We start from the raw sequence: 13,961 nt of genomic DNA on the forward strand, positions 1-13,961 counted from the left end.
ATAGATCATATTATCAGAATTAGAGCACGCTCAGAAATTTGCGCTCCATAAATGGAACGCACAAAACATCTATGGCGGGTTAATGGAACATAACGCTTGATGTACCCCAGTCCGAAGATGAGCCCTGTCCGGGCCATTGGAAGTATCAATCCAATCCGGACGATGCACCGGTGCGCCCCTACGGAAAAGACTCGACGCGGCTTGCCAGCGCCGTCTACGGTCGAAGACCGTCGACAAATCTCCGAATGGACGCTTCGATCATATCCTTCGACGGTTTCGGCTTGCCGTAGGCCGACAACAGTGCAGCTTCAGCGAGCAGGGCGTTGATCAGCAGTGCCGCAACCTCTACCGAGGGTACTTCGATCTCGTTGGCCTGCTGCGCTCTCTCGAGTCCGCTTCGCATGGGCGGCAGGCTGATTTCGGCCTCAATCTGGCGCGCCCTCGTCCATCCCAGCACCTGAGGCCCCTGGTCAAGGAGGATCTTCGCGATCGCCGGTTTACGAACGGCCGCCAGCCAGGCCATGCAGGCCGCAAACAACGCTTCCAGGGGTGAATCGCTGTCGACACGGGTCTTCCGGGCCTGAGTAATGGTCTCTTCCACCAGCGCCACGTAAACGGCTTCAAAGACGTCTCGCTTGCTGGGAAAGTGGTGGTACATCGCCCCCCGCGAAACGCCGGCCCGCTCGAGGATGCTGTCGGTATGCGTACCCTCGAATCCCTGCGCAACAAAACACTCCCTCGCTGCCGATATGATGCTCGATCGTGTGGCTTTGCGTCGCTCTGCGTGTGTGGCCATTTGTTTACAGACAGCGTGTCGGTTTGTTAGTGTAGGCGAAATTTACCGACACGGTGTCGGTAAAATTCTCACGACGCAAGAGGATGCCTCGATGTCCGACTACCCCGATTCGTTTAACCATATGTATGCCGCCTGGAACGAGAGCGACCCAGCGCTCGTTCGATCGCACCTGGAAAAGGCGCTGGCAGCTGACGTTCGATTTGTTGATCCCACCATCAACCTGACCGGCATCGATGACTTTGAGAAAAATGTGCACGAGGTTCACCAGAAATATCCGGGGTATGCCTACTCCATGGCCAGCCGGGTGGATTCGCAGCATGGGTTCCATCGCTATCACTGGGCGATTCATGACAACAGTGGAAAGCTGGTCTTGCCGGGATTCGACGTGGTCGAGACTGACGCTGACGGCTTAGTGCGTTCCGTTATCGGCTTTTTTGGTGAGCTGCCCGCGTCCGCTGACTAGCAGAGTACTGGTTTGCACGTTTGAAGTGCTTTGGCCGCTATCGTGACTGTAGCGTTCCTAAGGCCGGACGTAACCGATGACCGAAATGAAATGGCTCACCGTGCCCGCCAGCACAAAAAAGTGCCAGATCCCGTGGGCGTGGGGCATCCGCTTCATCTTATCCAGCAGGTAGAAGATCACACCCAGCGAATAGGTGATTCCCCCGACCGTCAGCCAGGTGACTCCGGCAGGATCGAGCCCCGCCTCCAGGCTGGCGAAGTCAAACGCACACGCCCAGCCCATACCGAGGTAAATCGCGAGCTGCAGCACTTTGGGGTGCCGAAAAGGCAATGCCTCCAGCAGGATGCCAATGACGGTCAGGCACCAGATGATCCCCATGATGATCCACCCGTTGCCGTCGCGCAGCGTTACCAGCATGTAAGGGGTGTAGGTGCCGGCGATCAGCACGTAGATAGAAATATGATCCAGCACCTTAAACAGCGCCTTGAGATCTGGCGGCTGAAAGCTGTGGTAAAGCGTCGACATGGTGTATAGCAGCACCATGCTCAGCCCAAAAACCGCAAAGCTGGTGATCATCCACGGGTCTCGGCTATCGATGCTCACCGTGAGCAGGGCCCCGAGGCCCATGAGCGCAAAAGCGGTTCCGACCAGGTGCGAGATGCTGTTGAGCCGCTCACCGTGATACATCGCGGTCTTCCTTTTCCGTGCCGAAACGATCGAGCGGTCTCATCATACGCGCAAGTCTTTGCGTCGTATGCAGCTTTCTGCACCCACCAAACTCACGTGCGCAGCACGCTGTAACCATCGGCCACGCGGGACGTAATGCTGTTGGGCCCAAATGCAAGGAATCGTTTGAGATGAACTCGGTAAACCGTTTCTGGATGGTTGTAGTAACGGGCATTTTGGCGGCAGGGGCGGCGATTTCCGTCTCAGCCCGTGATGACACGCTGTTCGACACGATTCTGGCGATGGATCAAAAACTGTTTACGGCGTTCAACAACCGGGACATTGAGACCACCCGCGAGATCTTTGACCCGGACCTTGAGTTTTTTCACGACACCGAAGGCCTGATTGACTACTCCCAGGCGATCAAAAACTCCGAGAGTCTCTTTGCGGCCAACACCGGCCTCAGGCGCGAGCTTTTGCATAACACGATGGAGGTGCATCCGGTCCCGGGCTATGGCGCCATCCAGGTTGGCGAGCACCGGTTTTGCCATCCAGTGGGTGAGGCAATGGATTGCGGCACCTTCAAGTTTCTTCACGTTTGGAAGTTTGCTGACAACCGGTGGACCGTCACCCGGGTTGCCAGCTACGGGCACTAGCCCGCGATTACGGAAGGTACAGCTCGCTGCCAGGCCGCTCGACGACCGGCGCTTTCTTGACGAGTAGCGCCTTGATCTCGTCCCAGTGTTCCGGCGGTAAGCCCAGCCAAACTTCGTCCTGTCCTCGACGCTCGATTTTCATCGTGTCGTGGAGGCCGGTTTTCCGGCTGATGAACACGCTGATTTCTTCGATCTCGTCGAAGGGCACTTGGATGACCCGATTTAACGTGATTTCGACGATCTTCGACTCGCTGATGATGAACTGCGCCACCAGCGTTCCCAGCCCTACATAGAGGAGCAGCGATCCGCCAAGCAGCATAACCATACCGGCAACGATCACCTTATACGCCCCGAACTCGGCAGGCTGGAAGATCACCCAAAGGCACAGGGCAGCGAGGGCAACAGCGCCGACAATCGCCACCCAGCCCAAAAGCTGTCGCTCGTCGAAAACCCGGTCGCCGGGCTGGATTTCATAGTCCTCGTCATCGTCAGTCTGCTCACGCGCCTGACTCGCCTCAGAATTTTTGATCACACGGGGTTCTCGCTACTCCGACTGGGGCGCAGTGCCGGTAATTTGCTGCCGTTTCGCTCGCCACGCAGCGAGCTGAGCCTCCACCGCTTCGGCGCGCAGCAGCTGCGGCTCGGACGGCGTCAGGTCCTGCTCCTCTTCCCACTCAGCGACTTTTTCCCGGGCAAGCCCAAAGGCTTCCACGAGCGACTCACTCTCGCTAAGGGATTCGGCGAGGAACGCCCGCCCAAAATCGGTCATCTCGTTCTGATCGGCGCAGCCGAAGGAGTTTCGGTCGGCTCGAGCCGAGGTCATCACCAGGGTTTTGCCGTCGTCCAGGTGAGGAATAAACCCGCCGGAATAGCAGGCCGCCACGATCACCACCTTATGCTCGATATCCACCTCGCGGAGCATCTCACCCAGCTCCGCTGCGGGCAGATCGGGCAGTCGCATGCCGCGCTGCGCGAGCGACAGCTCGTGATCACTGCTGCCATGGCTGGTCAGGTAAAGCAGCAGGATGTCCTGGTCTCGATCCATTTTTCCCGCCACAGCCTCCAGCGTCCGCCTGAGGCTCGATCGTGTCGCCATTGGCAGCCGCTCGACCGAGATGCGGCTGTTCGCGAGTGTGACCAGCCGGTCAGCCGCCTGCCATTCACCGCCGTAAAACGCGCTGGCGAACTCCACCTCGCGGCGGAAGACCTCCTGCCGCCCGTCACCCGCAACCTGAACAATATAGAGGTCGATCTCGCCGGGGCGCTCGGATGGAACGGCCTCCAAGGCCTCCGTCAGCAGCGCCTCCTGGACGTAGAGGCTTTTTTCCGCCAGCAATTCAGCGGGATCTGGACCCGTCATGCTGTGTCCGGGCGTCATGTCATCGACGAGCGCGACCGCCGTTTTGGCCAGCGAGTCCAGCCAACTGGGCGCGGGCCCATCGTAATCTCCGTAGGAAAACTGCCCTTCGCTGACGGTACCGTCAGCGGCGGTCAGCCGGCCGATGCCGTGGTAAGCGTAGTAGCCGTCGAACCCACCCTCGTAAGTGCCACCGTCACTTCGCTCGTGCGTTCCGTACATCAGATAACCATTCTCAAAGTTGCCGCTGTAGGTACCGGCTTCCGACACGTAGGAACCTTTGCCGGTAATAATCCAGTTGGTATAGGTGCCTTCGTAGTAGTCTCCGTTCGGCAGCGTCCAGCGTCCGGCCACAAACCCCTGGTCCTCAAAGGTCCCGCGATAGACCGCTCCATCAGGCGTGCGCATTTCGCCCTCACCGTGCTCTCTGCCCTGCGCGAAGGCGCCTTCGTACTCACCACCGTCCCTATAGCTCAACAAACCCTGCCCAGAGTAATGGCCGTAGGCGAACGAACCTCGGTAGGACTCTCCGGAGACGAAGGTCAGCGTCCCCTGACCGCTGGGATAACCGCTGACAAACTGCCCCTGGTAGCGCGAGCCGTCCGCGTATTCCAGCACACCTTCACCCTCGGACAGCCCTTTCCGCATTTCTCCAACGTATTGATCTCCGCTGGCATAGGCGAACTGGCCTTCGCCATGCATCAGGCCGTTCTTGAACCCGCCCTCATAGCGATCGCCGTTCGCCCAAACCAGCACGCCCTGGCCGTGCAGCCGGTTGTCCCCCAGCTCGCCGTCATAACGACTACCGTCGGGCAGCTCTACGGTGGCGGCGCCCGCTGCGCTGACGATCATCGCGGCCGTCAGCGTCAGGCGTCGCAAGGGTTTAAGACACCACATGGCGTTTTCTCAATATTGATAGCCAAGGTTGAGATTACCGTCGTTCCATCGGCAGGAAAACCCGATTTTGGTACCGCTGTGGACCGCGTCACGAACTCGGGACAGCGCGCGAGGCTCTGGTAGACTTCAGAGATGGGAAAGAGGAGGGATCGGATTGGCTGCGCCGGCTGACCAAGCGTCCGCTGCGCGTGACGGCGAATCCGGCTTTGCGCCTTCCGAAACATCCGGCGCCGAGATCCCGCTCATTGCCTGCCATGAATGCGACGCCATCTATCGTCGTGAGCCGATCGCTCCCGGTGCCAAAGCCACCTGCAAACGATGCGGCGCGCTGCTCTACCGGGGCGTCCCAGCGTCGCTCGATCGTTCACTGGCCCTGTATCTGGCTTCGCTGGTGCTGCTGCTTATCGCCAACACGTTTCCTTTTCTTGCACTGAAGGTCGGCGGCATTGTTGAGGAGGACCACGTCATTGGCGGTGGTCTGGCGCTGGTGGATTTTGGCATGGCGGAGCTTGGGCTCGTGGTGTTCCTCACCAGCATCGCTTTCCCATTTGTAACGATCGCGGGCACGCTGTACCTACTGATCGCGAGCCGGCTGGACGTGGTGGCTCCAGGCATGCGGCTCGTCTACCGCGTTGTCAACGCGCTCGGGTCATGGAGCCTGATCGGGGTCTTTCTGCTGGGCACGCTGATCGCCATCGTAAAGCTCAAGGATCTCGCGACCGTCGTACCGGGACCAGGCCTGTACGCACTCTTTGCGCTGGTGGTGGTCTACGCGGCGGCGCGAACCGGCTTTGACCCGGAAGTGATCTGGCGACCGCTGCGCCTGCGTCGGCTGACCGAAGCTGACCTGCCCGCAGCCGGCCGGGTACTGCACTGTCACAGCTGTGGCCTGCTCAATCGGGCCTCACAGCACCCCCATCCTCAGTGCGCTCGATGCCATGCGCCGCTGCACCCCCGGCTCGCCAACAGCGTGCAGCGCACGTGGGCCCTGATGGCCGCGGCGGTGGTCATGCTCATTCCCGCCAACCTGCTGCCGGTGATGACCTTTAAAAAGCTGGGTCAGGGTGAGCCCAGCACCATTCTGGGCGGCGTGGTGCACCTGGTGGAGGACGGCGCCTGGGGACTGGGGCTCATCGTCTTTTTTGCCAGCGTCGCCGTGCCTGTCGCCAAGCTGGTCTCGCTGAGCCTGCTGCTGCGCTCGATCCGGTCGGACGCGACCTGGCGACCGAAAGATCGCACGGCACTGTATCGCGTCACTGAAATGATCGGCGCCTGGTCGATGATCGACGTGTTCCTGGTGGCACTGCTGGCCGGCCTGGTCAGCCTGGGTTTGGTGGCTTCGATTGAGCCGGGTCTGGGCGTCACCTTTTTTGGAGCCGCCGTCATCCTGACTATGTTTGCTGCCCACAGCTTTGACCCCCGGCTGATCTGGGATCACGCTGATCTGAATCCTCAGCCGAATGGATCAACTCAGGCCGCGGCGGAACCGGCAGCATGAACGACCAGCCGCCCGTCGCTTCACCGGAGGTCAGCCAAAGCTCAGGTTTCTCGATGGTGTGGCTCATGCCGATCGTCACGCTGGCGGTGGGTGGGTGGCTGATCGTCAAAACGCTCACCGAACAGGGCCCCACCGCAACCGTCAGTTTCCGAACGGCGGCCGGCATCGAGGTCGGCAAGACCCGGGTCAAGTACAAGAGCGTGGATATCGGAATGGTCGAGAACGTTCAGTTTGCCGACGACTTCGGTAACATCATCGCCAATCTGCGGCTGAACAAGGGGCTCGACGATTTTCTTCGGCGCAACACGCGCTTCTGGGTTGTCAGGCCCCAGCTCAGCGTGCGCGGCGCCTCGGGGCTCGAAACGCTGCTGTCCGGCGCCTACATCGAAATCGACCCGGGGCCAGGTTCGCGCCAGCGACACTTTGTCGGCCTCGAACGCCAGCCGCTGATCAGCGCCGAAGACGAAGGCTCGCGGATCACGCTGATCTCCGACGCACTCGGATCGGTCGACACGGGCTCACCCATTTACTACCAGGGCCTGCTGGCGGGTGAGGTACTCGGCTATGACCTGGCGAGCGATGCGCAGAGCGTCTACGTGCACGCGTTTGTCCGCGACCCTTACAACCAGCTCATCCGCGGCAACACGCGTTTCTGGAACGTCAGCGGCCTGGACATCTCGCTCGGCGCTGACGGGCTGGAGGTACGTACCGCTTCGGTCCAGTCGCTCCTGTTTGGCGGGATCGCCTTTGAGACGCCCAACACCACCGAGCCCGTTCCCGAAAACATCTCCGACCTGGTCTTTACGCTGTATCCCGATTTCCAGGCCATCGCGGAGGGCGCTTACGCCCGGCGCCTGCGCTACGTGCTCTACTTCGACAGCTCGGTACGAGGGCTCAACGCCGGCGCGCCCGTGGAGCTCAAGGGGATTCGCGTCGGCAGCGTTCACGACGTACGCCTGGAGTTCAACGCGGACGACACCAGCTTTCTGATCCCGGTGATCATCGAGCTGGAGCCCGATCGAATTGTCGGCCAGCAGAATCTCGAGCAGGCGCCCGAAAACATCCTGTCCACGCTGGTTGAGCGCGGTCTGCGGGCGCGGCTCCAGACCGGCAGCCTGCTCACCGGGCAACTGTTTGTCGAGCTCAACATGTATGACGAGGCGCCGCTGGATCTTCGCGGTGACGGCAAACAGCCTTACCCCGAACTGCCCACCATCGCCGGCAGCTTTGAGGCGATCACCGCCACGGTCGACCGTTTTATCTCGCAGCTCGATTCCATCGATCTCGAAGCGATGGCGGAAAACCTCAACGGCGTCCTGGCGGGCGCCAACAGTCTGATCAACACCGACATCAGTGGTGATGTAGCCACCGATCTACAGGCCTCGATCCGGTCACTGCGCAACGTGCTGAAGGACCTCGACGCCGGCAACCTGGATCAGACCCTCAGCGCCGCAAACACGGCGCTGGTGCAGCTGGACGAAGCGCTGGAGCTGACGAGCGACGTGCTGACGCCGTCCTCGCCGCTTCAGTACAACCTGACGCAGCTCACCGCGGAGCTCGAAGAAACCGCGCGCTCGATCCGCAACCTGATGGACCTGCTCCAGCGCCAGCCCAGCTCGCTGCTGTTCGGTAAGGACAATGATTCGGAGTCAGACCCATGATCACCGCTGCCTGTATCCGATCTACCCGACTGTTTGCCGCGACGCTTGCCTTGGCGCTCACCCTTGCCGGCTGCGCCGGTGGCGGTGGCGCGCCGACGCGTTACTACATCATTGGCCCGATTGAGGCTGATGCGCTGAGCCCAGGCGATGCGCCGTCCGCGGTACAGATCATCGGGCTGGATCTGCCTCAATACCTGGAGCGGGTCCAGATCGCGACCCAGGCGGCTCCGAACCGAATGCACTTTTCGGAGGCTCACCAGTGGAGTGAGAACCTGCGTAAGAACCTGCTGCGCACGCTGTCTCGCAACCTCTCGCGGCTGCTCGGCAGCCCCAGTATCGGCGCGCCCGGGGCGCGGAGCGCTACCGCACCGGATTACCGGGTGCGGGTCAGCGTCACGCAGTTTGAGCGAGACGTGGCTGGCACCGTTCGTCTCGACGCCAGCTGGCAGATTTTGGACGCCAGCGGCGCTCAGGCGGTACGCAGCTTTCAGAGTCAGCTGACCTCGGCGAGCACGGTCAGAGCGGGCGATTACGACGCAATTGTCGCGTCCATGCAAAGCCTGTTTGGCGAGCTGTCCGTGGCTATTGCGCGGCAGGTTGTCACTTTGGATGCCGATTCTTGACCCTGTCTCGCCCCATCGGTTTGATGACGGCGCTAATGCTGGCCGGCTGGTTAGCGCCAGTCGCTCCGCTCGATGCGCAGCCGGAGGAGTCATCCGCTGCGGTTGCCGCCGCGGAGCCTACCGGGTCTCCGATGGCCAACGCCTCGGGGCGGGACTTGATGGACGCGGTGTACGGCCGGCACCAGCGCTATCCTCACGTTTATGAGGAGCAGTCGATGGTGCTGGTGGACCGACACGGTCGCCGCGAGACTCGACGCCTGACGCTCTACTCGCGGCTCGAAGCGGACGGCAGCGTGAGGGTCCTGCTGCGCTTTACCGATCCCAGTGAACTGCTCGGCATGGCGCTGCTGGCCACGCTGTATCCAGACGGTACGTCAAAGCGCCAGGTGTTTTTGCCGGCGCTAGGGCGACAGCTGATCAGCAACAATTCGCTGAAAGGCGAAGATTTTGCGATCACGGATCCGCATTTTCTCGGCACCGATTTTTCGATCGAGAATCTCACCGGCGAAAACCTCGACCACTACCGCTACGAGCGTCGCCGCGACGCGCTGATGGATCAGGCGGAATATTACGTGGTCGACGCGTTCGACCCCGGCGTCGACCCCGCCACGGCGGCGCCGCTGCGGCGCCATTTCGTTATCAAGGAAGGGCTTTTCATTACCCGCACCGACCACTTCGCCGCAAACGGCGCGGTCGAGTCGCGGCAAACTCACCACGACCTGGTGGTGGTCAACGGCGAAACGTGGCGCGCCAACATGATGCTGATGAATAACCTGCGCGAGGTGCATCAGACGATTATCAAGGTCGACCAGCGCGTGTTCTCGCCGGACTACGTGCCCGATGAGGTGTTTACGGCCGACTGGATCTTCGCCAACGCGCCGGCGGTCGATGAGGAAGCGGCGGAGCCTCCTGATGACACAACGGATGCCGCCGCACCGCTGGAGGTGGACGCGTGATCAACGCGCTGTTCACGCTCGGCTTCCGGCGCCCGCTGTGGGTGGTGGCGCTGGTGACCGCCGTCACCGTCCTCGCGGCGATGGGGCTACCGAAGCTGGAGATCGACACCAGCTTCGGGAATCTGATCCCCGAAAATGATCCTGCCCGCGTGGCCTACCAGCAGGTGATGGAGGAGTTTGGGTCGGACAACCTGACCATCGTGTACGCCTCAGATAGTCTCCTCTGGACGCCGGAGGGCCTTCAGCGCCTGAATGAGCTCCAGCTTGCGCTCGAACGAATCGAGGACGTCGAGCGGGTCGACAGCGTTTTCAGCCTGCGCGCGATCCGCGGCATTGAGCCCGATGATCAAAATGCCCGCGCCGTGTCCCAGATCGAATCGATGCCGGTACTCGCCGACGTGCCCAAGACGCTGGCGGATGCCGAGGCGGCGCGCGACCGGGCTCTGGCTAACCCGCTGTACCTCGGCAACTTTCTGTCGACCGACGGTACCGCCACCGCCCTCCTGGTGTCGGTTGGCGATAACAACGATCGGCCGGACTTTGACCAGACGCTCAACGATGCGCTCGAGGCGGCCATGGCGCCGTTTCGGGGCGATTTCGACGGCCTGTTCCAGGTAGGCCCTCCGCGAATCCAGTCGGAGCTGGCCGCGAGCCTGAGCGGAGACTTCCGCCTCCTGGCGCCCCTGTCTGCCGCAGCGCTGGTGCTGGCGATGGTGGTGTTTCTGCGCAGCTCGGTGGCGGCGATGGTGCCGCTGGTGACGTCCGCACTGTCGATCATCTGGACTTTTGGTCTGCTCGGCTGGCTGGCCGTGCCGATGAATATGCTGAGCGCGATGATCCCGTCGCTCATCATCGCCATCGGCTCCACCGAAGACACGCACCTGATCGCGGCCTACTTTCGCGGGCTCGCCGAGCACCGACAACAGGAGCCCAACCAGGCCCGTCGCACCGCAATCCGCTACCTGGCGAGCCACGCCGGGCTGGCGCTGATTTTGACGGTGATCACCACCACGCTCGGTTTTGCGGCCAACCTGTTCAGCGATATCGGTCTAATCAAACAGTTTTCGATTGCCGCCACGGTCGCCATGGTCGCCAACGGTATCGTTACCGTGCTGGTTGTTCCGCCGCTGCTGTCGCAGCTCGGCCCTGCCCGACTGCCGCGGGCTTTTATCGCCGAGGCGGAGGCCAAAGCGCAGCAGCGGCCCGCTGTTCATCTGTCGGGTCGTATCGTCAATCTGTTTCGCCAATCGCAGCGCAGGTTCCCAATCGGCATCCTGCTGATCACCGCGGGGCTTGTCGTCTTTTTTCTTTACGAAGCGTCCAAGCTCTACGTCACCAACGATCCGCTGTCTTATTTCCCCAGCGATCGGCCGCTGGTTCAGGACACGCGCCGCATCAGCAGCGAACTTGCCGGTGTTCGGGTGTTTTTTGTCACGCTGAAAGCCGACTCCGATCGGGCGTTTCTGGAGCCGGACAACGTCCGAAAGCTCGCGGAGATCCAGGAGTTTGCGCGCGCGCAGGATGCCTACGACCGCAGCCTGTCGCTCGCTGATCACCTGCGCTACGTCAACGAACAGTTCCGGGGCCGCTTCGCCAGCAGCGACCTGCCCGAAACGCGCGCGCTGATCGCCCAGTACCTGCTTTTTTTCCACCGCAGCGAACTGGAAAGCTACGTCAGCCACGACTATCGCCGCGCCAACATCCTCGTGCGCCATTCCATCAGCGACTCCCATACGCTCAACGAATACGTACGGGAGCTCGAGGACGCGCTCGGAACGATTACGGGGCCAGGGATCCAGGCCGACATCGTCGGCGAAAACCTCATGGTCAATCAGGCCGCCGAAAGCCTGATGGTGGCGCAGCTCAAAGCGCTGGCGCTACTGCTGCTGCTGATCTTCGTCCTGATGTCGATCATGTTCACCTCCTTCAAGGGTGGCGCGCTGGCGCTGGTGCCCGCGATCATTCCCATCGCGCTGATGTTCGGCATCATGGGGCTGCTGAACATCCCGCTGAATCCAGGTACCGCCATGGTGGCGGTGATCGCTGTGGGAATTGCGGTAGACGGCACCATCCACCTGCTGGCGCGCTACAACGAACGCTGCCGCAAAACTTCTGACTACGTGCAGGCCGTCCATGACTCCATGGACGATGTGGCCACGCCCCTCATCAGCTCCAGCCTGGCGCTGGCGCTGGGCTTTGGGATGCTGCTCTTTTCCAACTTTACCGTCGTGGCCCAGTTCGGCGCCCTGGCAGCGGCCACGATGCTGATTTCCATTATCGCCAACCTGCTGGTCACTCCGATCCTGATGACCCGAATTCGTTTGGTTGGGCTCTATCAGATCCTCTCGATGCGGGTCGACCGCGAGGTGCTTGACCGCAGTACGCTGTTCAGCGGCATGTCCGGCTATCAGCGCCGCAAAGCCATTCTGATTTCGGAAATGCACGAGGTCGAAGCCGGTGAGCTGCTGGTGGAGCAAGGGGTGGTCGGCCGCAGCATGTATCTGATCCTGGAAGGGGAGGCCGAGGTGATTCGGCGGGACGGGGGCAGCAGCCGAACGCTGGCGATGCTGAAACCCGGAGAGATCTTCGGTGAGATCGGCTACATCCGCGCGGTGGAGCGTACCGCGGACGTGCGGGCGCGCACGCCGGTGACGGTGCTGCGCTTTCAGTTCGACCGCATGCAGAAAGACCTCAAGTTCTTCCCCACGATTGTCGCGAACCTCAACTTCAACATCAGCGCCATTCTAGGCGAGCGATTGGCCGACACGCTCGATCACGGCAACCCCGGCTGACACGCCTGCAGCGCACGATAAGGGCCCTGCCCTATACTGGCGGAGAACCGAACGGATGAGACCCACCTTATGAGCCAAAAGCTGTCGCGCCGAAGCGTTCTCTCCATCCTCGGATCAACGCCGGGACTGGCGGCGTTGCCCTCTCACGCTCAGGAGAGCCAGTCTCCCGTCTGGGACCTGCTGGTAGTCGGCGGCGGGAACGCCGGGATGCCGGCCGCCATCTTCGCCGCCGAGCGAGGCGCCCGGGTGCTGATCATCGATGCGGCGACCCAGCTTGGTGGGACGCTCTGGCTGTCCTCAGGCCAGATGAGCGCAGCCGGCACCCAGCTGCAGGCGAGCAAAGGGATCGAAGATTCCCCCCAATTGCACTACGACGACATTATGCGCATCAGCGAAGGGACGGCGGACCCCGATCTGGTTCGACTCGCGGTGTTCAACGCCGCGGCGACCTTCGACTGGCTGATGGACCACGGGCTCGATGTGCACGATGAACATCCCGTCACCGGCACCAATCACGAGCCCTACAGCCAGGCCCGCTACGCCTGGGGTAAAGATCAGGGACGGTCCATCATTCGCGTTCTCAACGAACAGCTTCAGCCGCACATCGACGCCGGTCGGGTATCGGTCAGCCTGCGGACGGAAGTGACCGAGCTGGTCCTGACGCCTGACGGATCGGTGGCAGGGGTGATCGCACGCGACGAAGCCGGCGAGGTGGTTCAGCACTCTGCACGCCATACGCTGCTGGCCTGCGGCGGTTATACGGCCAACGAAGACATGTTCCTGCAGCTCGAAGGCGCGCGCGACTTCGCTGATGTGACCTACCCCTACAGCCAGGGAGCAGGCATCACGCTGGCGTTAACCGCCGGCGGCTCCGTACGCGGCGGCGAACATCACCTGCCGCTGTTTGGCGCTGTGCTGGCCAGCGACAGCTATCCAGCCCGCATGATTGGCACCGTGCGACCCTGGCCGCCAGCTCGCCCGCCCTGGGAGATCTATGTCAACGCCCACGGCCAGCGATTCCTGCGTGAAGATATCCCCAGCCACCATGCCCATGAAAACGCCTTACTCGAGCAGCCCGAGGAACGGTGCTGGGTGATCTTTGACGAGGCCATCTTTACGCGTGCCCCGCAGCTCGTACGCGGCTCGTTTGCAGGGCCGCTCGACGCCGAGGACATCCGTCTGGCCTTCGACAGCGGGATGGCGATGTTTTACAAGGCCGACTCGATCGAGCAGCTTGCTAAGGCCGCGGGGATCGACGCAGCGGGCCTCGCCGCTACCGTTGCCGACTACAACCGCGGTCAGGCTGACGGCCGCGACAGCCTGGGCCGGCAGCACCTGCCGCTGCCCATTGCCGAACCCCCGTTCTACGCCGTTCAGCTACAAAGCTGGCTGCTGACCTCGTTTGCCGGGGTCGCGGTCGACGATCGGCTGCGGGTGATTCGTGAAGACGGCTCACCCGTCGCCAATCTCTATGCGGCCGGCGAGCTGCTCGGCTCAGGCCAGTTCAACGGCCGGTCCTACTGCGGCGGCATGCTGGTGACGCCCGCGTTGACCTTCGGCCGGCTTCTCGGTCAGAAACTGCTGGACTTTGCATAG

The 13,961-nt window shown here is 61.9% G+C and carries 12 protein-coding genes; 8 read left to right on the forward strand and 4 right to left on the reverse strand.

The annotated features are described in order from the left end of the window. Positions 1–214 precede the first annotated feature (214 nt). Complete coding sequence (locus AAF358_14215) at positions 215–796, reverse strand: TetR/AcrR family transcriptional regulator (protein ID MEM7706710.1); 582 nt, start codon at positions 794–796, stop codon at positions 215–217. 91 nt (positions 797–887) lie between these two features. On the opposite strand from AAF358_14215, the gene AAF358_14220 reads away from it, so the two are divergent. Next, on the forward strand, positions 888–1,259 hold the full coding sequence (locus tag AAF358_14220) for a hypothetical protein (protein ID MEM7706711.1): 372 nt from the start codon (positions 888–890) through the stop codon (positions 1,257–1,259). A gap of 57 nt (positions 1,260–1,316) precedes the next feature. On the opposite strand, the gene AAF358_14225 is transcribed toward AAF358_14220, so the two are convergent. Then, positions 1,317–1,946, reverse strand: coding sequence for a hemolysin III family protein (locus AAF358_14225; GenBank protein ID MEM7706712.1), 630 nt, complete (start codon positions 1,944–1,946; stop codon positions 1,317–1,319). A 170-nt stretch (positions 1,947–2,116) separates the two neighbouring features. Here AAF358_14225 and AAF358_14230 point away from each other — a divergent pair, with 170 nt between their 5' ends. Beyond that, positions 2,117–2,581, forward strand: coding sequence for a nuclear transport factor 2 family protein (locus AAF358_14230; GenBank protein MEM7706713.1), 465 nt, complete (start codon positions 2,117–2,119; stop codon positions 2,579–2,581). A gap of 7 nt (positions 2,582–2,588) precedes the next feature. On the opposite strand, the gene AAF358_14235 is transcribed toward AAF358_14230, so the two are convergent. Further along, positions 2,589–3,113, reverse strand: coding sequence for a hypothetical protein (locus tag AAF358_14235; protein MEM7706714.1), 525 nt, complete (start codon positions 3,111–3,113; stop codon positions 2,589–2,591). Between the two features lie 12 nt (positions 3,114–3,125). Continuing rightward, positions 3,126–4,835 (reverse strand): C13 family peptidase, encoded by a 1,710-nt coding sequence (locus tag AAF358_14240; protein ID MEM7706715.1) that lies wholly within the window; start codon positions 4,833–4,835, stop codon positions 3,126–3,128. A 154-nt stretch (positions 4,836–4,989) separates the two neighbouring features. On the opposite strand from AAF358_14240, the gene AAF358_14245 reads away from it, so the two are divergent. From AAF358_14245 to AAF358_14270, 6 genes are all read left to right on the forward strand, one after another. Beyond that, positions 4,990–6,333: a paraquat-inducible protein A gene (locus tag AAF358_14245; GenBank protein ID MEM7706716.1), complete on the forward strand. Its 1,344-nt coding sequence runs from the start codon at positions 4,990–4,992 to the stop codon at positions 6,331–6,333. Then, positions 6,330–7,994 carry an MlaD family protein gene (locus AAF358_14250; GenBank protein MEM7706717.1) on the forward strand — a complete coding sequence of 555 codons (1,665 nt, stop codon included), beginning with the start codon at positions 6,330–6,332 and terminating at the stop codon, positions 7,992–7,994. Before AAF358_14245 ends, AAF358_14250 begins: the two co-directional genes overlap by 4 nt. Then, positions 7,991–8,617, forward strand: coding sequence for a PqiC family protein (locus AAF358_14255; GenBank protein ID MEM7706718.1), 627 nt, complete (start codon positions 7,991–7,993; stop codon positions 8,615–8,617). Before AAF358_14250 ends, AAF358_14255 begins: the two co-directional genes overlap by 4 nt. After that, positions 8,614–9,573, forward strand: a complete 960-nt coding sequence (locus tag AAF358_14260; protein MEM7706719.1) for an outer membrane lipoprotein-sorting protein — start codon at positions 8,614–8,616, stop codon at positions 9,571–9,573. Before AAF358_14255 ends, AAF358_14260 begins: the two co-directional genes overlap by 4 nt. Continuing rightward, positions 9,570–12,365 carry an MMPL family transporter gene (locus tag AAF358_14265; GenBank protein ID MEM7706720.1) on the forward strand — a complete coding sequence of 932 codons (2,796 nt, stop codon included), beginning with the start codon at positions 9,570–9,572 and terminating at the stop codon, positions 12,363–12,365. Before AAF358_14260 ends, AAF358_14265 begins: the two co-directional genes overlap by 4 nt. 69 nt (positions 12,366–12,434) lie before the next feature. Further along, a complete protein-coding gene (locus AAF358_14270; protein ID MEM7706721.1) occupies positions 12,435–13,961 on the forward strand; it encodes an FAD-dependent oxidoreductase in 1,527 nt (508 codons plus the stop codon).

Source organism: Pseudomonadota bacterium, assembly GCA_039033415.1.
In the GTDB taxonomy this organism is placed as follows: Bacteria; Pseudomonadota; Gammaproteobacteria; order Xanthomonadales; family SZUA-38; genus JANQOZ01.